Here is a 22044-nt window from a genome sequence, read left to right as displayed (position 1 = left end):
AGCCATTGTATATGCCTTAGCAGGAATCTATTCCTTTTGCGGCATATATCCCAGCGACATTGCATTGCATCCGCATGCGGCAAGCAAGGAGACGGTATGGGCGCACATCTGCCTGCCACCGAGTTCGACGGAACAGCTGTAGACGACCAACGCGAAGCTGATGCCGAAGCCGTTATGGGCGAACCTCCGGCACAGATGGTCCAGCTCCTGGCGCCGGATGGAAAGCTCGGTTTCGATCCCGTTTTCTCCGGTTACGCAGAAAAGATCACGCCGGAGAAGCTTCGCGGGCTCTACGCGGACATGGCCGCAATTCGCCGGTTCGACGTCGAAGCCACCGCCCTGCAGCGCCAGGGACAGCTCGCGCTGTGGGTCCCACTGACCGGCCAGGAAGCTGCCCAAATCGGATCGGGCCGCGCCAGCCAGCCGCAGGACTACATCTTTCCCACTTACAGGGAGCACGGCGTCGCGCTGACACGCAATGTGGACCTGGCCGAACTCCTGCGCCAGTTCCGCGGCGTGTCCAACGGTGGCTGGAACCCGAAGGACACCAACTTCCACCTCTACACACTGGTCCTGGCGGCCCAGACGCTCCATGCCGTGGGCTACGCCATGGGCATCCAGCGGGACCAGAAGTTGGCCGCTTCCAGTACTGCCGGCTCCCCGACCGCCGGCTCGGGCGCCGCAGCGGCCGCGCCGGATGCTGCAGTGATCGCCTACTTCGGGGACGGCGCCAGCTCCGAGGGCGACGTCCATGAATCCATGGTCTTCGCCTCCTCCTACAGCGCCCCCGTGGTGTTTTTCTGCCAGAACAACCACTGGGCCATCTCCGTCCCCACCAACGTGCAGACGCGGGTGCCGCTGTCCAACCGGGCCAAGGGCTACGGCTTCCCTGGTATCCGGGTGGACGGCAACGACGTCATCGCCGTGCACGCGGTTACGGAGTGGGCATTGGAGCACGCCCGCCAGGGCAAGGGCCCCGTCCTGATCGAAGCCTTCACCTACAGGGTGGGTGCGCACACGACGGCCGATGATCCCACCAAGTACCGCGAGTCGGCGGAGGAGGATGCCTGGCGGGCGAAGGATCCGCTGGCCCGGCTGGAGAAATACTTGCGCTCGGAAGGCCTGGCTGACGAAGCATTCTTCGCCAAGGTCAAGGCCGACGGCGACGAACTCGCAGCCTACGTCCGGCGCACGACCCATGACCTTGAAACTCCCGATATCCGGTCCGCTTTCGCCAACACCTACGTGGAAGCCCACCCCCTGGTGGCAGAAGAACTGGCCTGGTTCGAGGAGTACTCGGCGGGCTTTGCGGGCGAAGAGCCGGCAGAAGAACTGCAGGCAGCAACGCCGGCGTCCCAAAAGGCAGGCCACTGATGACCACCATGACCATCGCCAAGGCGATCAACGAGGGCCTCCGGGCAGCACTGTCAGACAACCCCAAGTCGCTGCTCATGGGCGAAGACATCGGCGCCCTGGGCGGTGTCTACCGGGTGACGGACGGGCTCATCGCCGAGTTCGGCCCGGACCGCGTGGTGGACACCCCGCTCGCCGAATCAGGCATCATCGGCACCGCGATCGGCTTGGCCTTGCGCGGCTACACCCCGGTCTGTGAAATCCAGTTCGACGGGTTCGTCTTCCCCGGCTTCAACCAGATCACCACCCAGCTGGCCAAGATGCACGCGCGCAGCAACGGCAACCTCACGGTGCCGGTGGTCATCCGGATCCCCTACGGCGGCGGCATCGGCTCCGTAGAGCACCATTCCGAGTCTCCCGAAGCGCTCTTCGCCCACACGGCAGGCCTCCGGATCATCACCCCGTCCAACCCGCACGACGCCTACTGGATGATCCAGCAGGCCGTGGACTGCCAGGACCCGGTGATCGTCTTCGAGCCCAAGCGCCGCTACTGGCTCAAGGGCGAAGTGGACACCGAAGCGCCGGGCCACGCCGCGGACCCGTTCAAGGCCCACGTCCTCCGTGAAGGCGCCGACGCCACCGTCGTCGCCTACGGGCCACTGGTACCGGTGGCCCTGGCCGCCGCCAACGCCGCGGAGGAGGACGGACGCAGCGTCGAGGTCATTGACCTGCGCTCCATCTCACCCTTGGACTTCGACACCGTCACCGCCTCGGTACAGAAGACCGGGCGCCTGATCGTCGCCCACGAGGCACCCACGTTCGGCGGCATTGGCGGCGAAATCGCCGCCCGGATCAGCGAGCGGGCCTTCCATTCCCTGGAGGCGCCGGTGATCCGTGTGGGAGGCTTCCACATGCCCTATCCCGTGGCCAAGGTGGAGGAAGACTACCTTCCGGACATCGACCGCATCCTCGAGGCGCTGGACCGCGCCCTCTCCTACTGAGGACACTATGACTCTGAACAAGTTCAACCTGCCCGACGTCGGCGAAGGCCTCACCGAGGCCGAAATCGTCTCCTGGAAGGTCAAGGCCGGCGACGCCGTCGCCATCAATGACGTCCTGTGTGAGATCGAAACCGCCAAGTCCATCGTGGAACTGCCTTCCCCCTTTGCCGGGACCGTCACGGAACTGCTGGTGCCTGAAGGGGTGACCATCGACGTCGGCACGGCCATCATCAGCGTCAGTGATGACGTCGCGGGCGACCCCACACCGGCCGACGCGCGGGCACCCGAGACACCCGTGCAGCCGCTGTACGGCAAGCTCCCCGCTGAGGACGCAACGTCCGACGCCGGCACAACAGACAGTGCCCCGGCTGGAGAAAGTGCCCTAACCGGCGGCCCGCTGGTGGGCTCGGGTCCCAAGGCCGACGCCGTCAAACGCCGCCCGCGGAAGGCCGCAGCTGCCTCGGGCTCTCAGGTGAGCGGGCCCGCCGCCGCCCGCGCCGCGGCTTCCACCCTGGAGCCTGTGCAGCCGCATTCTGCGGCCGAGGTGGTGGAGGCTGCCGGGACCCAGTCCGCCGAGCCGGTGGACAGCCGGCCGACTTTCGGCGGCGCCATCACCGGGCTGGTCAACAAGGTCCTGGCCAAGCCGCCGGTCCGCAAGATCGCACGGGACCTGGGCATCGATCTGGCTGACGTGGTGGCCACCGGCCTGCGCGGCGAGGTGACGCGCGAGGACCTGGTCAGCTACCAGGCCCAGCGGGACGCCGAGCTGGACAAGGCGGACGGCTTCTGGGGCAAGGCAGGAAAACCGCAGGACCAGCGGGTTGAGCGGATTCCGGTCAAGGGGGTCCGCAAGGCCACGGCAAAGGCGATGGTGGACTCGGCTTTTTCGGCACCCCATGTCAGCATCTTCGTGGATGTGGACGCCAGCCGCACCATGGAGTTCGTTAAACGGCTCAAGTCCTCACGCGACTTTGAGGGGATCCGTGTATCGCCGCTGCTTATCCTCGCCAAGGCCGTGATCTGGGCGGCCGCCCGCAACCCGAGCGTCAACGCCACGTGGGTGGACAACGGCGAGGGCGCTGCGGAGATCCAGGTCAAGCACTACATGAATCTGGGAATTGCGGCGGCAACCCCCCGCGGCTTGATGGTCCCGAACATCAAGAACGCCCAGGACCTGTCCCTGAAGGAACTGGCGCTGGCCCTGAACAACCTCGCCACCACTGCCAGGGCCGGAAAGACGCAGCCTGCCGAGATGCAGGGCGGAACCTTGACCATCACCAACATCGGGGCCTTGGGCATCGACACGGGTACCCCCATCATCAACCCCGGCGAGGTGGCAATTGTTGCCTTTGGAACGATCAAGCAGAAGCCTTGGGTCTTGGACGGCGAGGTGATCCCCCGATGGATCACTACGCTGGGCGGTTCCTTTGACCACCGCGTGGTGGACGGTGACCTGTCGGCCCGTTTCATGGCCGACGTCGCCGCCATCCTGGAGGAACCCGCGCTGCTGCTGGACTAGGAAAACTGACAGCAGTGGTAATGGGTGCAGGGGCTGTCCGTGCCAAAAACAGGACAGCCAGGTGGATCACTGAGGTGTTCCAGCCGCCAGTGGTGGTGAGCGTGCAGCTGTTGTTCAGCCCGATGGCCCAGGCCGGCTTTCCCGGAACCATGGCCTATGGGGCGCTGGCAGCCTTGTTCGTCTGCGTGATCCCGCTGTTGCTGCTGCTTGTCCTGGTGAAGCGCGGTAAAGTCACCGACCATCACGTCAGCGACCGCAAACAGCGCGCACCCGTCCTGCTGATGGCGCTGGCTTCCATTGTGGCCGGCCTGCTGGTGCTGGCGGCGGTGGGGGCGCCGCAGAGCGTGGTCGCCATGGTCCTGGCGGTGGTGGGGGGAGTTGTGGTCCTGGCGGGGGTCAGCCCGTTCTGGAAGATCAGCGGGCACGCTGCGGCCATATCCTCGTCAGCGGTGATTGGCGTCCTGATGCTCGGCGCGGCGTGGCTTCCGTTGCTGCTGCTCATCCCCGCTGTCGGCTGGTCGCGGGTGGTGCTGCGCGCCCACACGGTGGCCCAGGTGGTTGCCGGCTCATTGTTCGGCGGTGTGGTGATGGCCGGTATCTGGTGGCTTCTGCAGGGTTGGATGGTGCCTTGGCCGGGAGCCCTCCTTTAGTGGACCGTGTAGGCCGAGAGCATCTCAACGGTGGATGGATCCGCCATGGTGCCCAGGGCAACGGCCGCTGAGATCATCAATGCGCCCATCCCGGCAGCCACGGCCCCGCACACGGTCAGGATCTTCCAGTCCTCACGCAGCACGCTGCCCACCGAAGCGGGAAGTTCGAGGCCTGGAGCAATGAGGTTCGGTGCGCTGTCCACGGTTCCATCGTCCAGCAGCGCTACAACCCTGCCGCTGCTGCGGTCTATGCGCATGGAACAGATGTGGTTTCCGTGGCGGGCCAGGAGGATGTCGTGCCCTACGAGCTGGCGGCGCTGGAGAGTTATCAATGAAGCCCCTTGAAGATGGTGAATGGCGGATGACCGCACCATTGAGGGCTTAACCAATTTTATCCGGGGCTTCAGCTTCAAAACCCTGTTTTCAGGGTGAGAACGGACACCACGGGGCGGGATGCTGCCGCACCGTGGTGTCCAGCCGCTAGTCGGCGTCGTAGGTGTTGGCGATGTACACGTCGCAGGGAGCGTTGTGGGCCACGCTGTTGGCAACGCTGCCCAGGACCCGCCCAATGCCCTGCATCCTGCGGTTCCCCACCACGATGATTCTGGCCTCCATCCGGATGGCCTCCTTGATGAGGGCATCTGCGGGGCGGCCGCGGGCTGCTGAGTAGGTCACTTTGATGTCCCGGCCGAGGGAGTCGGCGACGGTGCGGGCCACATGCTCGGCAGCATCGGCGTCGGAGACAATCCACTGGTCGCTGCCACTGCCGAAGACCTCGGTGCGGTCGCTGTCGAAAGCTGACACCACGTGCAGCGAGGCGCCGAGTGCTGCGGCGAGGTCCCGGGCGGACTCTGCTGCCTTCTTGGCCGTACCGCTGCCGTCAACGCCTACAACGATGATTCCGCTCATGTGCTGCTCCTTTGCTTGGTGATGAGGGCTTAAGCCAGTGAGCCCAAGGCTACCGTCCTGCAATGGCTTCCCGCAGTACCGGCGCCAGGCGCCGCACGCCTTCGGTGATGGATTCCGGCGGCACGGCGCTGTACGCCAGGCGCAGCTTGTTGGACGGCTCGTCCGACGGCGTGAAGGCGGCACCGGGGATGAACACCACTCCGGCGTCGATCGCCTTTTGCAGCAGCGGGTAGGTGTCCACGCCCTCCGGCAGCGTCACCCAAACAAAAAATCCGCCTTCCGGACTGGTCCAGCTGGTTCCGGCGGGCATGTACATCTCGAGCGATGCCAGCATTGCCCGGCACCGCGCCGCATACAGGCCGCGGTAGGTTTCGATCTGGCCGCGCCAGTCGAAGTCGCGCAGGTAGGCGGACACCAGCATCTGGTTAAGCGCCGGCGGGCAGAGGGTGACAGCTTCTGCGGCCAGGTAGTACCGGCGCTGCAGGTGCTCGGGCACGAGGGCCCAGCCGATGCGAAGGCCGGGGGCGAAGATCTTTGAAAAGGAGCCCATGTAAATGACGTCGGCGGCATTGCCGGCGCGCAGCGGGGCCAGCGGCTCGCCGTCGAACCTCAGGAGTCCGTATGGGTTGTCCTCAAGGACCAGTATATTCGCCTTACGGCATATGTCTACGACCTGCTGCCGCCGCTCCCGGGCCAAAGTGATGCCGGAGGGGTTGTTGAAGTTCGGAATGGTGTAGAGGAATTTCACGCTTTTGCCCGCGAGCTGCAGGGCGGCGATTTTTGCCTCAAGAAGATCCGGAACGAGGCCGTCTCCGTCCATCTCCACAGTTTCCACCTGAACCTGGTATGCCTCGAACGTGTTGAGCGCGCCCACGTAGGTGGGGTCCTCAACCAGCACCACGTCCCCCGGATTGCAGAAAACCTTGGTAGCGACGTCCTGGGCCGACTGTGACCCTGCGGTGATAACAACATTCCGCGGCAGGGCGTCCAGGATGCCCTCCGCCGCCATCACCTCACAGATCTGAGCGCGAAGTTCCTCTGTTCCCTGGCCGCTGCCATACTGCAGGGCCGTGAGGCCGTCTTCCGCAATGATCGCCGCCGCTGTGGCCGCGAGCCGTTCGAGAGGGAGGGACTGAAGGTAGGGGCTTCCGCCGGCAAGGGAAACCAGTCCGGGGCGCAGTGAGATGTCGAAGACATCCCTGACTGCTGACTGGCGGATGTTTGCTGCACGCTCTGAGAAGAGTTCCTCGTGGCGGTGGGCGGACGTTGCCGCCCGTTCGATGGCATCAATGGCTTCGGCAGGCAGCGTCTGCGCTGCGGCGTCGAGTGTCTCGTGGCTCACACAGACAGGATACAGCCGGATGTTGCTGAGGAGGCAACATCTGTTGAGGCAGAACCCGCACGAGGTGTAAGCGCCGGGCTGGTCAGTCCAGGCGGAGAGCCTCGGCCAGGCTGCGCCCGTTGACGTAGATTTCCGCCCGGATCGCCCCCACTGCCGCTACCGCAGTCTGTGTCAGCTGTGCTTCCACACGCGGAAGATCACAGGCACCTCCCATGCTGAGCGTGCCGGCAAGATAGACGGTCACGGTGGTGCCGTCAAAGCTTCCCGACAGAAACTTCAGGTCCGAATTAAGGAGTGCGTTATAGACCTCCGGCGGTACTCCGGGCTGTTCCGCGGCCTCCTGTACGTCCAGCAGCGCGCCCACTGCAGCAGCAAGGGTGTCTTCGCCGCCGGAACTGGAGTGGGATAACCCCACCAGGCTGTCATTGCAGCCGAACCGCACGCCATTGCTGCCGCCGTCGTCCAGGAGCACGTAGTAGGCAGTCACCGTCTGCAGCCCTCCCGCCTTGCCGGACGGAGGTGGTGCGGAAGGAAGGGGGTCCTCAGGGGCGGTTTCTTCGGGCGCGGGTGATGCTGGGGACGTGACGGCCGGCGGCGTTCCTGCAGGGGCTGCCGGGGCTCCGCCCTGGGTTTCCGGGGCGGGGGAAGGAACAGCTGTTTCCACGGGCGGCGGAACCTGTGGCTGGGGAACGGGGACAGCGGGTGTGGTTGCCGGAGCGGGGGTGACAGCGGCATCAATCGGGGGCAGCGGGGAGGGCGCCGCTCCCGGAGGGGGCACCGGGACGCAGGCGGCGGCCCACAGCGGAACCGCCAGGGCAACTGCCGCCATCACAGCGCGCACCCCCGCCGTCCGCGTTCGAGCAATCGGCCCTTTTGCCATCCCTGCACCGCAATCCCGTTCGGGTTCGTCCGTGGGTTAACGTTACGGCCGGCCCGTCAGGCAGGAAATGTCCCTGAGGTACCGGTTGGGATAAGAGTTGGTCACGGCATATCAGGCAGGACGCCTGATATGCGAGTCATGATCCGGGGCGGCCCGGCCACTCCTTGCCTGCCCAGGGGTCGTAGTCCGCTATGAGTTCCTCCTGTCCAGGGCGTTCAGTCTCGGGGACATGCTGCAGGTTCACCCGCACGCGGTACCAGAGCGAGCTCGATCCGCGCATGCCGTCCACTAGCACATCGGCGGGGTGCAGGGCTGGGATGACGTCTGCATGCCGGGACTTCCATTCATCGAGGGCCGCGAGTGCTTCGGGTTTGGTCTTAGTGCGGGCTACTTCGATGAGCGGCATTGCTGACAGCCGCCGCCCGGAGCCGTCACCACTGCGCGGCGCCTTCTCCGCGGGGCCCAGCTCTGCTGCCAGTGCGAGGAGGCCATCGAGTCGGCCCACCGCCTGGTCGATGCCGGAATGCGGGTCACCCAGGTCAGCGAAGCGCGCCGGCACCGTGCGTACCGTGAACTGGTCGGGACGGGCCGAGCGCACCTCGTCCCACACAAGCGGCGTCGAGACCCGGGCATCGGGCAGCGCGCGGACCGAATAGGCCGAGGCCACGGTTCTGTCCTTGGCGTTTTGGTTGAAGTCGACGAATACACTTTCGCCGCGCTCCTCCTTCCACCACCGCGCAGTGGCAAGGCCGGGGGCCCGGTTCTCCACTTCACGCGCGAGAGTCTCGGCGGCCAGCCGCACGTCACGGTAGGACCATCGCGGAGCGATGCGCACCAGGATGTGAAGCCCACGTGAGCCGCTTGTCTTCGGCCAGCCAACCAGCCCGACGTCGTCGAGCACCTCCCGCGCTATGTAGGCAACATCCACAATCTTGGACCAGTCCACCCCGGGCATCGGATCGAGGTCAACCCGCAGCTCATCAGGGTGCTCCAGGTCCTCTGCCCGCACCGGATGGGGGTTGAGGTCCAGGCAGCCAAGGTTCACCACCCATGCCAGGCCCGCGGCATCCCTGATGACGGCCTCCTCTGCTGAGGTGCCGGAGGCGTAGTGCAGTATGGCGGTATCTATAAAATCAGGATGGTTCTCAGGCACCCGCTTCTGGAAGAACGGCCCGGCGTCAATGCCCTTCGGGAAACGCTTGAGCACCATGGGCCGCCCGCCCGCGCCCCGCAACGCACCATCCGCCACCGTGAGGTAGTAGCGCACCAGGTCCAGCTTCGTCAGCCCGGGCTCGGGGAACACGATTTTGTCCGGGCTTGAGATGCGCACGTCTTCGCCGTTGATGTCGAGGATCTCGGCCGGGGTCTTCGAGGGCGTCATTCCGTCACGCTAGCAACGATCGAAAGCCGCAGCCAGAGCAGGCGCAGTCCTGGCGGAAGGGACGACGCTGCTTGATAAAGCAGCATGCCCGGTACGAAGTTCCGTACCGGGCCCGCGGCAGCTTGATTATGCGGCAGGCTGGGCAGCTGCGAGGGCATCGAATACGCCCTTGATCTGCTCAACGACCTCGGCGTCGTCCTTCGGGTGGAGTTCAGCGAAGCGGACCATGGATCCGGGCACTGCGAGCTTGACGTCCTCGAGGATTTGGGCGCCGGCGATTCCTGCTGCCTTCCGCGCCTCGTCCTGGGCCCAGACACCGCCGTACTGACCGAAGGCAGTGCCGACGACGGCGGTGGGCTTGCCGGCGAGGGCGCCCGCGCCGAAGGGGCGGGACAGCCAGTCGATGGCATTCTTCAGGGCTGCAGGAACGGTGCCGTTGTGCTCGGGCGTGACCAGGAGGAGTGTGTCGGCGTCGTTGGCTGCAGCGCGCAGGGCGGCAGCGGCTGCGGGAACCTGGCCTTCGACGTCGATGTCCTCGTTGTAGAAGGGAATGTTTCCCAGGTTTTCGTGGATGACAACGTCCATCTGCTCCGGCGCATTCAGCTGGATTGCTTCGGCCAGCTTCTGGTTGGTGGATTCAGCGCGGAGGCTGCCGACGAGGGTAAGTACAGTGCTCTTGGTCATGGGAACTCCTGGGTAGGGGAGGCGGGAGGGGACCGCCAACCGGTGACAACTGAGGCTCTTTACGCCTTCACCCAATCTAAACGGACTACGGTCCGTTTCTTATTCCCGGGGTCTAGAATATTGACTGTGACCTTCATCCCAATGCATCCCCCCGCATCCACCGGCGAGGCGGTGGAACGCAGCGATGCCGCGCGGAACCGGGAGCGCTTGCTGAAGGCGGCCCGCGACCTGATTGGGCAGTGCGGGGCAGAGGGGCTCACCATGGACCGGCTCGCCGAGCACGCCGGGGTGGGCAAAGGTACTGTTTTTCGCCGTTTTGGCAGCAGGGCCGGACTCATGCTCACCCTTTTAAGCGAGTCCGAGGCTGCCTTCCAGGCGCGCTTTATGTTCGGCCCTCCACCTCTGGGCCCGGGCGCCCCGGGACTGGAACGCCTCGTTGCCTTCGGCACTGAACGCATTGCCTACATCATGGAGTTTGGTGATCTGGCCCTTGCCGCAGAGAACGCCTCGCGGGGCCGCAGTGAAGTTCCCGCTGCTGTCCTTTGGTACCGCCACATCGAACTGCTCCTCGCCCAGGAGGGCTTCACGGCTGACCCTTGGCTAATGGCGCGTGCCCTCGGGGCCACGTTGGCTCCAGAGCGGCTATTGAACCTGGTCCGGGTGCATGGAGTGGCAGAAAGCCGGCTTAGTGACTCTTGGAAGGAGCTTGTTACACGCGTTGTCACCGCCGCGTAGGTTACGTCGATCGGTTTCCTGGCTTACGGTCAAACTGATTTTACAAAAATATTCATAACGATCTGATACGCGTGGGTGGGTTTAGCCATCAGGCGTCCATTTCGGGCGCCGCCTTGTGATAGTTTCCTCTGGAATGTGACCCGCGACATAGTCCACAAGGGCAGGGCCTGCAAGGCTGCGGGAGTCAGTTATCCGCTGGCAGAGGACCCGGTGAAGCGGCACAACCCCCGCCGACCCGGGGAGAACGGAAGGATCCAGCACGTGATTGTTGAATTGCCTAACAGCCTGGCCAGCCTGCCCACACCGCGGGCCCTTATCGTCCAGCTGCCGGCGGCGAAGCAAAACTAGGCCATGCTCAGGTACCTCGCGAAGCGCGGCATCACGTACGTTTTTATGATCTTCCTGACCACCTCGGCCGGTTACTTCCTGGCGGTCAGTTCCCTCAAGCCCGCGCTGCTTGAACAGGAACGCATTCCCCGCCCCACCCCGGAACAGGTGGCGAACTCGATGCGGCTCAAGGGCCTGGACCCGGACCTGAGCCCGTGGGAACGCTACGTGGAATGGCTCACGGCCATTGTCACCCGATGGGACTGGGGCCGCAGCCCCAACGGGGCCTTCATCAACGCCGAGTTCGGGGACCGGGTGTGGATTTCCACCCGGCTCTTCCTGGCCTCCATCATCCTGACGCTCGTCATCGGTGTGGCACTCGGGGTTTATTCGGCAGCGCGGCAGTACAAGTTCCAGGACCGAGCCATCACGTCCTACAGCTACCTCGCCTATATTGTGCCTGCCCCGATTGCGTACTTCCTGGTGCAGCTTGGTGCCATCAGCATCAATGAGACGGTGGGGGAGCGCATCTTCTTTGTCACCGGAATTTCCACGCCCGGAGTGGAGCCCGGCTGGGCGCAGTTTGTGGACATGCTGGCGCACTACGCTGTTCCAACCGTTGCCATCACGCTGGTGGGCTGGGGTTCCTACCAGATCGCACAGCGGCAGTACCTCCTGGACAACGTCAACGCGGACTTTGTCCGAACCGCGCGGGCCAAGGGGCTCACCCGCAACCAGGCGATTTCCCGGCACGCACTGCGGGTCTCGTTCATTCCGGTGGCCCAGAGCATTGCCTTCACCATCCCGGCCATTTTTGCCGGCGGCTTCTTCGCGGAGAAGATCTTTGCCTGGCCCGGTGTGGGTTCGTGGAGCATCGACGCCATTTCGCTGCAGGACGTCAATGCCGCCACTGCCACGCTGGCCTACGGTTCCGTAATTTTCGCCCTGGGGGCCATTTTGGCTGATTTCGCCACCACCCTCGTTGACCCGAGAGTGCGGGTGCAGTAGCCATGACCAACCTCAATGCCGTCGATCCGGCGGCCGTTGCGCAGGACGCGCACCTGGAAAACGCCGACGCCATCATCGGCAAGAACACCATTATTTTCCGCCGCTTCATGCGCAATAGGACAGCCGTCGCGGGCCTGGCCATCTTCCTGGCCCTCACCGTCTTCTCCTTCGTCGGTGGCTTCTTAACCCAGTGGGACAAGGAAACCATCGACCCGTTCAACATCGGCATGCCTCCCTCCGCCGAGCACTACCTGGGAACGTCCCAGGCGGGCATCGACCTTTACGCCATGACAGTGGAAGGCACCAGGATCTCCATCCTGATCGGCCTGATCGTGGGTCTGGTCTCCGTCCTCATTGCCGCGGTCTACGGCTGCACCATGGCTTACTTCGGCGGCAAGGTGGACAAGGTGATGCTCTTCATCCTTGAAGCGCTCATCATGATGCCGGCGCTGCTGGTGGTGGCGGTGGCCACCAGCGGCGGAGGTGAGGGCTTGAAGCGGGACCTGCCCTCATGGCTGTTGCTGATCATCGTGCTGCTGGTCTTCAGCTGGATGGGCACGGCCAGGCTGATCCGGTCGCTGTCTATGTCCCTCATGCAGCGGGACTACGTCAAGGCCGCCCAGTACATGGGCGTTCCGCCGCGCCGGATCGTCTGGCGGCACCTGGTGCCCAACATCGGGTCCCTGCTGGTCCTGGACATCACCCGCGGCGTTACCGGGGCCATCCTTGCGGAAGTCGCGTTCTCCTTCATCGGCATCGGCATCAAGGTTCCGGACGTCAGCCTGGGTGTCCTCATTGGCGGCGCCACCTCGCAGGTGCAGACCTTCCCCTGGATGTTCTGGGTGCCGTTGACCGTGATGTTCCTGCTCACGGGGTCGCTCGCCATGATGAATGACGGCCTGCGTGACGCCTTCGACCCCAGCTCCAGCTCCAGTGGAAGCGCCAAAAGACAGCGTGCCCTGAAAACCCGAGTCAAGGGGAAGTCCTCATGAGCAGCGAAATTGCCGCCGGGCCCGCCGGGCAGCCCCAGCCAACAGCGGAGCGGCTGCACGTCCAAGGCCTGCACGCCCCCACGGACGCAATCCTGTCCGTGCGGGACCTGAACGTCCGCTTCAACACCGAGAACGGCGTAGTCCACGCCGTCCGGGGAGTCGACTTCGACCTCCTGCCCGGGAAGACACTGGGCATTGTGGGTGAATCCGGCTCGGGCAAGTCCGTCACGTCACTGGCCATCATGGGCCTCCTTCCCGCCACGGCCGATATCTCCGGATCCGTCCGGCTCAAGGGCAAGGAATTGCTGGGCCTTAGCGACAAAGCCATGTGCGCGTACCGCGGCAACGAACTGGCCATGGTCTTCCAGGATCCTCTGTCATCCCTGACACCGGTCTATACCGTGGGTACCCAAATCGTGGAAGCACTCTCCATCCACAACCCCGCCATGAGCAAGCAGGCAAAAGAAGCCCGCGCCGTCGAGCTTTTGGCCATGGTCGGCATCCCCAGCCCCAAGGACAGGCTGAAGGCCTTCCCGCATGAATTCTCCGGCGGCATGCGCCAGCGCGTCATGATCGCCATCGCGATCGCCAACAACCCGCGGGTACTCATCGCTGACGAGCCGACGACGGCACTGGACGTTACCATCCAGGCCCAGGTGCTGGAGGTGCTGCATACCGCGCAGGAGGAGACCGGTGCCGCCGTCGTCATGATCACCCACGACCTGGGCGTGGTGGCCGGCATGGCAGACGACATCATGGTGATGTACGCCGGCAAGCCTGTGGAGACAGGGGCGGTGGATGACATCTACTACAATCCGCGGATGCCCTACACCATGGGCCTGCTCGGCGCCGTGCCGCGCGTTGACGTTGCGGAGAAGTCATCGCTGGTTCCCATCGAGGGCATGCCGCCCAACCTGATCCACACGCCCACCGGCTGTTCGTTTGCGCCCCGCTGCCCGCTGGCCTCCGAGGCCTGCCTGGACGGCGAACCTGCGCTGGCACAAGTACCGGGAAGCGCCCTTCACCGCGCCGCCTGCATCAAATCCGGGGCCCTGGGCGGTGACGTGGACGTCCGCGACGTCTTTTCCGCTCCGCCGGTGCCGGTGTCCCGCTTTGATGCCATTCCCCGCGGGGAGCGCACAGCTGTCCTGGAGCTCAAGGACGTGCGCAAACACTTCCCGTTGACTAGAGGCGCACTGCTCAAGCGCAGGATCGGCACCGTCAAGGCCGTGGACGGGGTCAGCTTCGACATCCGCGAGGGTGAGTGCTTTTCGATCGTGGGAGAGTCCGGTTCCGGAAAAACCACCACCCTGCTGGAAATCATGGAGTTCCACAAGGACCAGGACGGCGAGGTGGTGATCGGCGGCATCAGCAACAAGAAAGCAGCCGATGCCAGGGCCAAAACGGCAATGCGCCGCGAACTCCAGATGGTCTTCCAGGACCCCACCGGTGCACTGGATCCGCGGTTCACGGTGTATGAGGTGCTCGCTGAGCCGCTGCAGAACGCCGGCATGGACAAGCAGGCCATCAAGAAGCGCATTATGGAACTCATGCAGCTGGTGGGCCTGCAGCCGGACCACGTCAACCGCTTCCCCAACCAGTTTTCGGGCGGACAGCGCCAGCGCGTGGGCATTGCCCGCGCCCTTGCCGTAAACCCGAGACTCGTGGTTTTGGACGAACCCGTCTCCGCCCTTGACGTTTCCGTTCAGGCAGGGGTCATCAACCTCCTGGACAAGCTCCGTGCTGAGCTGGGCCTTAGCTACCTGATGGTGGCGCACGACCTCTCCGTGGTCCGGCATATCTCCAACCGTGTGGCGGTGATGTACCTGGGCAAGATCGTGGAGATCGGGGAAGTGGACCGCGTGTTCGATAACCCCCGCCACCCCTACACCCGTGCCCTGCTCTCGGCTATCCCGGTGCCGGACCCGCAGGTGGAGCGGACGCGGGAGCGCATCATCCTGCGGGGCGACCTGCCCTCACCGCTGGATGCTCCCAAAGGCTGCAACTTCGCCACCCGGTGCCCCGTGTTCGCGGCCCTGCCGCCGGCCAAGCAGGAAAAGTGCCTCACCCTGGAGCCTTCGCTGGAACCCGTGGTTCACTCAGCAGCGGCCCAGGCCCTGTCCGCGCATCCGCTGCCGGATCTTGATCAGCGCTTCGCCTGCTTCTTCCCGGACGGGGAACTGGACGAGGACATGCTGGTAGTCCATGACTCGGCGGACCACCATGCACCCTAAGTTTTTTCGACCCATCACCAGCATCACACTCGCATCAATGAAGGGGAACACCATGAGGAATCTGAACAAGATCGGCGGGGCGGCGGCTATCGCCGCTGCGCTGGCGCTGACTGCCTGCGGCGGCGGCGGCGGTGGCGGCGGGGCTACCGGGCCGGAAACGGCAAAGGGCCAGGAGGCAGGCAGCGACCTGTCCAAGCTCATCAGCATCAACGAAAAGCCCGCTGCAGATCTTGAACAGGGCGGCAAGGTCACCCTTCCGCTGGGCAACATCGGCCCGGACTTCAATGGCTTCTCCAACAACGGCAACAGCGCGGACACCTCCGCGCTGATGGCCCCCATCAATCCTGTTGGCGTCTCTGGCGGCGGCATCGGTGGCTGCTGGAAGGTGAACTTCGAAGGCAAGGCAACGCCCAACAAGGACTTCTGCGAGGAGGTTAAGAACGAAGTCAAGGATGGCAAACAGACCATCACCATCAAGGTCAACGAAAAGGCCACCTACAACGACGGCACCCCCATCGATGTCAAGGCTTTCCAGAACACCTGGAACATCCTGAAGAGCCCGGATGCCGGTTACGACATCGTCACGTCTGGCTCGTACGAATTTGTGGAATCTGTCGAGGCAGGAAGCAGCGACAAGGAAGTCATCGTCAAGACCAGCCAGCCGGTGTATCCGCTGGAGGACCTGTTCTTTGGCCTGATCCACCCCGCCGTGAACAGCCCCCAAATCTTCAATGAGGGCTTCAACGGTGAAATGCACTCGGAGTGGATGGCCGGCCCGTTCAAGGTGGACCAGTACGACACAGCAGCCAAGACGGTAAGCCTGGTGCCCAACGAAAAGTGGTGGGGCAACAAGCCGGTCCTGGAAACCGTCGTCTTCCGCCAGCTGGAAACCAGCGCGCAGATCGCCGCTTTCAAGAACGGCGAGATCGACGGCGTGTCCGCCAACACGGTGTCCCTGTACAAGCAGTTGGAAGGCACCAAGGACTCTGAGGTCCGCCGTGGCCAGCGCCTGTTTGCGGGCGGCCTGAACCTGAACGCCCAGCGCATCACCGACGTAGCTGTCCGCAAGGCAATTTTCGCCGCCGTCGATCGTGAGGCCCTCCGCAAGGTGCGGTTCAACGGCCTGAATTGGGAGGAGCCCAGCTCAGGGTCCATGATGCTGTTGCCCTTCTCCGAGTACTACCAGGACAACTACCCCGTCAAGGAAACCGGTCCGGACGCTGCCAAGAAGGTACTGACGGACGCCGGTTACACGGCGAACGCCAACGGCATTATGGAAAAGGACGGCAAGCCGGCTGCCTTCAAGATCAGCAACTTCGGTGACGACCCGACCACCCTGGCGGTTGCCCAGACCCTGCAGAAGCAGCTCCAGGCCGGCGGCATGGATGTCGGCATCGACCAGCGCGCGTCGGCCGACTTCGGCAAGGTCCTTGGCTCGCGTGAGTTCGACTTGAGCATCTCTGGCTACACCGTCGGCGCGGACGCCACGTCCGCAGTCAAGCAGTACTACGATTCAGCGGTCAACGAGAACGGCCTTGGTGACGCCGAGCTGGACAAGAAGATCGCCGACCTCGCCTCCATCGAGGACAACACCGAGCGGAACAAGGCTGCCATGGAAGTTGAAAAGGAGCACATGGAGAAGTACTACTCCATGGGCGTGGTATTCAATGGCCCGCAGATCTCGTTCGTCCGCACCGGCCTGGCCAACTACGGCCCGTCCCTTTTCCAGAGCCTGTCCCAGGTTCCGGACTGGACCACCCTCGGCTGGGAAAAGAAGTAACAACCCGCGGCTGGAAGACAAATCCACTATAGGCAGTACGGCAAGGCCGGCACCTCCTGAAACATCAGGGATGCCGGCCTTCGCCGTTTCTCATACGCTCTCCCACTTAACGCGGGTTTTCCTGCGGCGCTCTCCCACTTAACGCGGCTTTTCCTCCCACGCTCTCCCACTTAACGCAAGTTTCCCTGCGGCGCTCTCTCACCTTTGACGCGCGAGGTCCTGCCGACGGTGCGCGGGGGTACCGTAGCCCTATGACTGACTCCGCCGCTCCACGCACCATTCGCACCGCCGTCGTCGGCTACGGCCTGTCCGGAAGCGTCTTCCATGCGCCCTTGATCGCGGCGGACCGCAGCTACTCGCTGGATGTCATCGCCACGTCCAACCCGGACCGGCAGAAGGCAGCCACGGCCCGCTACCCCGGCGTGAGGACAGTGCACGACGGCGCCGCTGTCCTCGCGCGCGCGGCTGACCTTGACCTGGTGGTGCTTGGCACCCCGCCGGCTACGCATTACCCGCTGGCGAAGGCGGCACTTGAGGCCGGGCTGGACGTGGTGGTGGACAAACCCTTCACGGTAACCAGCGGCGAAGGGCAGGAGCTTATTGCCCTCGCCCAGGAACTGGGCCGGGCGCTGACGGTGTTCCAAAACCGGCGGTGGGACGGAGACTTCCTGACGCTCCAAAAACTTCTGGCAGTGCAGGCACTTGGAAAGGTGAGCCGCTTCGAATCGCGGTTCGAGCGCTGGTCCCCCGCCATAACCAAGACCTGGAAGGCCCACGCAACCGCTGCGGATGGCGGGGGAGTCCTGTTCGATCTCGGCAGCCACCTGATTGATCAGGCGCTCCTGCTGTTCGGCCCCGCCACTGTGGTCCATGCCGAGCTGAAAGCCCGGCGCGCGGATGAACGGGCCGACGACGACGTGTTCCTGGTGCTGCGGCACCACTCGGGGGTTCTGAGCCACCTCACCATGAACATGCTCTGTGCCCAGCAGGGACCCAGGTTCCGCGTCCTCGGCTCTGTAGGTGCCTTCACCAAGAACGGGGTGGACCCGCAGGAACCTTACATCGCCGCGGGCGGCAGTCCCCTCGACGCAGAGTACGGCGAGGAAGCGCCCGAGTGGGCGGGCCTCCTGGGCCGTGACGGCCACCTGGATGCCCTGCCCACCGAACGCGGCGCCTACCCGGAGTTCTACCGGCTGCTGGCGGACAAAATCCTGGACGGAGGAGCAAAGTCGCCCCTGCCCCTGCCAGTCGACCCAGCAGGACCAGTAGAGGTCCTCAAGTTAATAGAACAAGCAAGGGAACTGTCTGCGGCCCGAAGCTAACCACCAGCACGCAGAGGATGTGTGCCATTCCGCACAGCGGAACTTGAACTTACGCCGAGACCAGTTCGTGCCAATCCGCTACGAGCGGCAGGTCGTGTGCCTCGGAGACGGAGTGGTGGGCGACGTGGCCGGCGGCGATGTTCAGGCCGGCTGCGAGGGCGGGGTCGCGGTCGAACGCGGCCTTGACGCCGAGGTTGGCCAGCGAGACGGCGTAGCGCAGGGTCACGTTGGTCAGTGCGTAGGTGGATGTGTTGGGCACAGCGCCAGGCATGTTGGCCACGCAGTAGAAGATCGTGTTGTGGACCTTATAGGTGGGCTCCTGGTGCGTGGTGGGGCGGGTGTCCTCGAAGCAGCCGCCCTGGTCCACGGCGATGTCCACGAGAACCGAGCCGGGCTTCATGCGGGCAACGAGGTCGTTGGTTACCAGCTTGGGGGCCTTGGCGCCCGGGATCAGGACGGAGCCGATCACCAGGTCCGCGTCCACTACGGACTTTTCAATTTCGTACTTGTTGGACGCAACGGTCTTCAGCCGCCCCTGGTACTGGGCGTCCAGTTCGCGCAGGCGGTTGATGTTGATGTCGAGGATGGTGACGTCGGCGCCGAGGCCCAGCCCCATGGCGGCGGCGTTGGTTCCCGCAACTCCGGCACCCAGGACAACCACCTTGGCGGGCCGGACGCCCGGGACTCCGCCGAGCAGCACGCCTTTGCCACCGGCGGGGGCCATAAGGGAAGCGGCACCCACTTGCACTGAGAGCCGGCCGGCTACCTCGGACATCGGGGCCAGCAACGGAAGGGTGCGGCCTTCCTGAACGGTTTCGTAGGCGATGGCGGTGACGCCCGAGTTGATGAGTTCGCGGGTGAGCTCGGGCTCGGCGGCGAGGTGGAGGTAGGTGAAGAGGATCAGGCCCTTGCGGAAGCGGGAGTATTCGGCCTTGATCGGTTCTTTGACCTTCATAACCATGTCCGCGCGGGCCCAGACGTCATTGGCGTCGTTGACGATTTCGGCGCCGGCAATGGCGTACTCCTCGTCGGTGATGCCCGAGCCGAGTCCTGCCCCGCGCTCCACCAGCACCGTGTGGCCGTGGGTGCGGAACTCGTGGACACCGGCAGCAGTGATGGCCACCCGGAATTCGTTGTTCTTGATTTCTTTGGGGACACCGATGATCATCGTGGGCTCCAGGTTCTCGGCCGGTAGGCCGGAAAGTGCGGAAGGATTCTGTGCTTCCACGATAAGTCCGCTTTGTGAGCCAACCGACATAGTTTTCTCCGAGGGCTGGCAGAAAAACCCTGCCATTCTGCGGAATCTTGCTTGCTGCGCTCGACATTTGTCCAACTGCGAAGCGTCAAGTGTCGCCTCTTGTCCGTTCAGTCACCGCGCCCCAAAAGCAGTAATGTTGGCGCATGCAGCAGGGCGTGGAGCAACTGGTTGAACAAGTGGCGCAGAAGCTGGGCCGCGGCCTGTCCCTGGAGGACCTCGACGGCGTACTGCTGGCTTACAGCTCCAACCAGTCCCATGCCGACCGCGTGCGCGTGAACTTCCTGCTCAGCAAGAAGGTGCCGGCGGACGTCAGCGCCTGGCAGCTGTCCCACGGCATTGCCACGGCAGTGCGGCCGGTGGTGGTTCCCGCGAACCCGCACTTGGGCATGCTGGGCCGCGTTTGCGTTCCTCTGATGGTCCGGGGGTTCCGCGTGGGCTACCTCTGGGTGCAGCAGGACTCGGCGGAGGAAAATCCGACGGCGATCCTCACCCAGCTGCCTGCAGTCGCCCACGAGCTGGAAACCCTGTCAGGGCTGCTGCTTGACTCGAACACAGCCGAGTCCGAGTTCCGGCGGGGCCGTGAGCGTGAGTTCCTGGCTGCGTGTGCCGGGGAAGCGAACGCGGTGGCGGCAGTGGCAGGGTGGAAGGAGGTCCAGGGCCGCGGACCGTGGCAGATGGTCACAGTACTCGACGCCGACGGATGGGCGGGCGGACCAGACCCCATCGCCTCGACCCTGATTCACCGTTCAGCTGCGCTGCAGGCCACCATCGGCGTGGATGCAGCCCTCTTCAGCGCCGGAACGGAAACCCACTCGGTGGTGCTGTTCCGTGAGTCGTTGGGCCGGGCCAACCATGCGCAGGTCCTGGTGCACTACCAGCTGGAGCTGGCCAAGCGCTCCGGCCGGCCCGTGCACCGCGTCATCCTGGGGCTCAGCGAAGGGTTTGCGAGGCCGCGGGAACTTGCCGAGGCCTACCGGCAATCAATAGTGGCTGCCCAGGCCGCTGCCGTGGATCCGCAGCTTGGGGAACTGGTGGACTGCAGGTCTACCGGCGTTTATCAGTTGCTGGCGTCTGCCGGGGGAGGGGCAAGTGCTTGGGCTGACTCCGGTTCCGTGTACTTCCGCCTGCTCGAGGACCACGACCGCAACGGCGAGCTGATTCCGGTCCTGGAACTGCTGTACGACAACGACGGCTCCGTCCAGGACGTGGCCGAAAAACTCCACCTGCACCGCAGCAGCATCTACAACCGGCTGGGCCGGATCCGGCAACTGCTGGGCGTGGATCCGCTGAAGGGACTGCCACGACTGGAACTGCACGCAGCCCTAAAGATGCGCCGCTGGGTTCTCCGGCCCCGGATCTAGCTGGAATCAGCCGTTGCCGGCTGCCTGTTCCGCAGCGGCCTTTTTCTGCCTGTCCTTCTTCTGCCCCTCCAGCCACGCCATGATGGCCGCCAGAGGAATCCGCCGGTGACTGCCGCGGTACTCCACGGGGATCTCTCCGCGGTCCGTCATGTTGCGGAGATAGGTGTGCGAGATTCCCGCCAGTTCTGCAGCCTTGGAGGTGGTCAACATTTCCTCTACGCTGCTCACGGTCACCGCTTCACCCCGGCTGAACCGCTGCAGGAGGTCGACGACGGCGTCCCTCGCCAGGGGCGGCAGGCGGTGGACAGTGCCGTCCACGAAAACGGTGATGTCGTCGCTGCCTGCCAAAGCCTGCTGGAGCTTCACAGCCTCCTCCGGCGGAAGGGCGCCGGCCATTCTCGGAGCAATCAGTGCCATGGACCCAGCCTACCGGTGCGCTCCGGCCTCCCGGTGGGCCGGGCGCTCCGGCTGTATGCTCGCTGGATGGCATTATCTGGTGGCCGGGACGTTGAATCCGGCGGTTTGCAGGGAAGGCTTTACTCCTCCGTCCATGAGGCGGGGAATGGAGCGCGGCCAACCTTCGTGTTGCTGCACGGCATCGGCGTCTCACACCGCTACCTCGCCCGGCTGCATCAGGAGCTGGCAGAGGAAGCCGACGTCTACTCCTTTGATCTTCCCGGCTTCGGAAAGTCCTCGAACCCAGGTCGCCAGCTCCAGGTTGAGGAGTACGCGGCGTTCGTGAGCGCCGTCCTGGCGGAAGCTGGAGTTCACACGTACGTGCCGGTGGGGCATTCCATGGGCACGCAGTTCGCAGTGCAACTGGCGCGGCAGGAACCTGAGCGCGTGGCCGGCATTGTGCTGATGGGTCCGGTGGTGGAAACCAGCAGGAAGTCGGTTGCCCGGCAGGCAATGGCGCTGACCCGCGACGCGATGTTCAGGGAGTCCCTGACCTCCAACGCCATTGTATTTGGCGACTACCTTCGGGCCGGCCTTCGCTGGTACCTCACGGAGCTGGCGGTGATGATGGCGTACCCAATGGAGGAACGGGTGGCCGGGGTGACCCAACCGGTGTTGGTGCTCCGCGGCACCAAGGACCCCATAGCCCGCCGGCCCTGGTGCGCACACCTGGCAGAGGTTGCACCCCAGGGAACGATGGCCGAAATCCTCGGCCAGGGCCACGTCTTCCAGCACACGGCACCGGAAACCGCGGCCCAGGCCATCAGCGGTTGGGTCCGGGCGGTGGACGGGTTCGGCGTAACGGCTTGACGGAAAACCCCCGCGGCCGCCGCAGGAGCAGGCGCGCGGGGG

21 protein-coding genes are annotated in these 22044 nt (G+C 64.6%); 13 read left to right on the top strand and 8 right to left on the bottom strand.

What is annotated here, in order from left to right; translation table 11 throughout:
* The first annotated feature begins 96 nt into the window (after positions 1–96).
* Genes pdhA through AC5RTE_RS16040 form a run of 4 tightly spaced genes read left to right on the top strand, consistent with a single transcriptional unit; the run spans position 97 to position 4523 of the window.
* Positions 97–1374 (top strand): pyruvate dehydrogenase (acetyl-transferring) E1 component subunit alpha, encoded by a 1278-nt coding sequence (pdhA, locus tag AC5RTE_RS16055; protein ID WP_494042372.1) that lies wholly within the window; start codon positions 97–99, stop codon positions 1372–1374.
* A complete protein-coding gene (locus AC5RTE_RS16050; RefSeq protein ID WP_494042371.1) occupies positions 1374–2354 on the top strand; it encodes an alpha-ketoacid dehydrogenase subunit beta in 981 nt (326 codons plus the stop codon). The genes pdhA and AC5RTE_RS16050 overlap by 1 nt, the downstream gene beginning before the upstream one ends.
* A 7-nt stretch (positions 2355–2361) precedes the next feature.
* Positions 2362–3873, top strand: coding sequence for a dihydrolipoamide acetyltransferase family protein (locus tag AC5RTE_RS16045; RefSeq protein ID WP_494042370.1), 1512 nt, complete (start codon positions 2362–2364; stop codon positions 3871–3873).
* Positions 3874–3893: 20 nt separating this feature from the next.
* Positions 3894–4523, top strand: a complete 630-nt coding sequence (locus tag AC5RTE_RS16040; RefSeq protein ID WP_494042369.1) for a phosphatase PAP2 family protein — start codon at positions 3894–3896, stop codon at positions 4521–4523.
* Here the strand turns inward: AC5RTE_RS16040 and AC5RTE_RS16035 are convergent.
* From AC5RTE_RS16035 to AC5RTE_RS16010, 6 genes are all read right to left on the bottom strand, one after another.
* A complete protein-coding gene (locus AC5RTE_RS16035) occupies positions 4520–4855 on the bottom strand; it encodes a hypothetical protein (RefSeq protein ID WP_494042368.1) in 336 nt (111 codons plus the stop codon). The two genes, AC5RTE_RS16040 and AC5RTE_RS16035, sit on opposite strands and share 4 nt — an antisense overlap.
* Positions 4856–5003: 148 nt before the next feature.
* Positions 5004–5432 carry a universal stress protein gene (locus AC5RTE_RS16030; protein ID WP_494042367.1) on the bottom strand — a complete coding sequence of 143 codons (429 nt, stop codon included), beginning with the start codon at positions 5430–5432 and terminating at the stop codon, positions 5004–5006.
* A 49-nt stretch (positions 5433–5481) separates the two neighbouring features.
* The gene (locus AC5RTE_RS16025) at positions 5482–6774 is read right to left on the bottom strand and encodes an aminotransferase-like domain-containing protein (protein WP_494042366.1); all 1293 of its coding nucleotides are present in this window, start codon (positions 6772–6774) and stop codon (positions 5482–5484) included.
* Between the two features lie 82 nt (positions 6775–6856).
* Positions 6857–7603 (bottom strand): GerMN domain-containing protein, encoded by a 747-nt coding sequence (locus AC5RTE_RS16020; RefSeq protein WP_494042365.1) that lies wholly within the window; start codon positions 7601–7603, stop codon positions 6857–6859.
* Between the two features lie 187 nt (positions 7604–7790).
* The gene (gene ligD / locus AC5RTE_RS16015) at positions 7791–9035 is read right to left on the bottom strand and encodes a non-homologous end-joining DNA ligase (RefSeq protein ID WP_494042364.1); all 1245 of its coding nucleotides are present in this window, start codon (positions 9033–9035) and stop codon (positions 7791–7793) included.
* 126 nt (positions 9036–9161) lie between these two features.
* Positions 9162–9719, bottom strand: a complete 558-nt coding sequence (locus tag AC5RTE_RS16010) for an NAD(P)H-dependent oxidoreductase (RefSeq protein ID WP_494042363.1) — start codon at positions 9717–9719, stop codon at positions 9162–9164.
* Positions 9720–9845: 126 nt separating this feature from the next.
* Between AC5RTE_RS16010 and AC5RTE_RS16005 the strand changes: the two genes are divergently transcribed.
* The 7 genes from AC5RTE_RS16005 to AC5RTE_RS15975 all read left to right on the top strand — a co-directional run bounded on the left by AC5RTE_RS16005 (position 9846) and on the right by AC5RTE_RS15975 (position 18117).
* Entirely contained in the window at positions 9846–10454 is a 609-nt protein-coding gene (locus tag AC5RTE_RS16005) for a TetR/AcrR family transcriptional regulator (RefSeq protein ID WP_494042362.1), read from the top strand.
* Between the two features lie 135 nt (positions 10455–10589).
* Positions 10590–10802, top strand: a complete 213-nt coding sequence (locus AC5RTE_RS16000) for a hypothetical protein (RefSeq protein WP_494042361.1) — start codon at positions 10590–10592, stop codon at positions 10800–10802.
* A 3-nt stretch (positions 10803–10805) separates the two neighbouring features.
* On the top strand, positions 10806–11789 hold the full coding sequence (locus tag AC5RTE_RS15995) for an ABC transporter permease (RefSeq protein WP_494042360.1): 984 nt from the start codon (positions 10806–10808) through the stop codon (positions 11787–11789).
* A 2-nt stretch (positions 11790–11791) separates the two neighbouring features.
* Positions 11792–12781: an ABC transporter permease gene (locus AC5RTE_RS15990; RefSeq protein ID WP_494042359.1), complete on the top strand. Its 990-nt coding sequence runs from the start codon at positions 11792–11794 to the stop codon at positions 12779–12781.
* On the top strand, positions 12778–15015 hold the full coding sequence (locus AC5RTE_RS15985) for an ABC transporter ATP-binding protein (protein WP_494042358.1): 2238 nt from the start codon (positions 12778–12780) through the stop codon (positions 15013–15015). The genes AC5RTE_RS15990 and AC5RTE_RS15985 overlap by 4 nt, the downstream gene beginning before the upstream one ends.
* A 52-nt stretch (positions 15016–15067) precedes the next feature.
* Positions 15068–16795, top strand: coding sequence for an ABC transporter family substrate-binding protein (locus AC5RTE_RS15980; RefSeq protein WP_494042357.1), 1728 nt, complete (start codon positions 15068–15070; stop codon positions 16793–16795).
* Between the two features lie 251 nt (positions 16796–17046).
* Positions 17047–18117, top strand: coding sequence for a Gfo/Idh/MocA family protein (locus AC5RTE_RS15975; RefSeq protein WP_494042356.1), 1071 nt, complete (start codon positions 17047–17049; stop codon positions 18115–18117).
* Positions 18118–18166: 49 nt separating this feature from the next.
* Here the strand turns inward: AC5RTE_RS15975 and ald are convergent, their stop codons facing one another.
* Positions 18167–19285: an alanine dehydrogenase gene (gene ald, locus AC5RTE_RS15970; protein ID WP_494042402.1), complete on the bottom strand. Its 1119-nt coding sequence runs from the start codon at positions 19283–19285 to the stop codon at positions 18167–18169.
* 233 nt (positions 19286–19518) lie between these two features.
* Between ald and AC5RTE_RS15965 the strand changes: the two genes are divergently transcribed.
* Positions 19519–20736, top strand: a complete 1218-nt coding sequence (locus tag AC5RTE_RS15965; protein WP_494042355.1) for a PucR family transcriptional regulator — start codon at positions 19519–19521, stop codon at positions 20734–20736.
* Between the two features lie 6 nt (positions 20737–20742).
* Here the strand turns inward: AC5RTE_RS15965 and AC5RTE_RS15960 are convergent, their stop codons facing one another.
* The gene (locus tag AC5RTE_RS15960) at positions 20743–21153 is read right to left on the bottom strand and encodes a helix-turn-helix domain-containing protein (RefSeq protein WP_494042354.1); all 411 of its coding nucleotides are present in this window, start codon (positions 21151–21153) and stop codon (positions 20743–20745) included.
* 66 nt (positions 21154–21219) lie between these two features.
* Here AC5RTE_RS15960 and AC5RTE_RS15955 point away from each other — a divergent pair, with 66 nt between their 5' ends.
* Positions 21220–22002, top strand: coding sequence for an alpha/beta fold hydrolase (locus AC5RTE_RS15955; RefSeq protein WP_494042353.1), 783 nt, complete (start codon positions 21220–21222; stop codon positions 22000–22002).
* The last annotated feature ends 42 nt before the right edge of the window (positions 22003–22044 follow it).

It is taken from the genome of Arthrobacter sp. K41, assembly GCF_059089645.1.
Note: the sequence above shows the minus strand (reverse complement) of the source record. Positions and strands in the feature narration are given on the sequence as shown.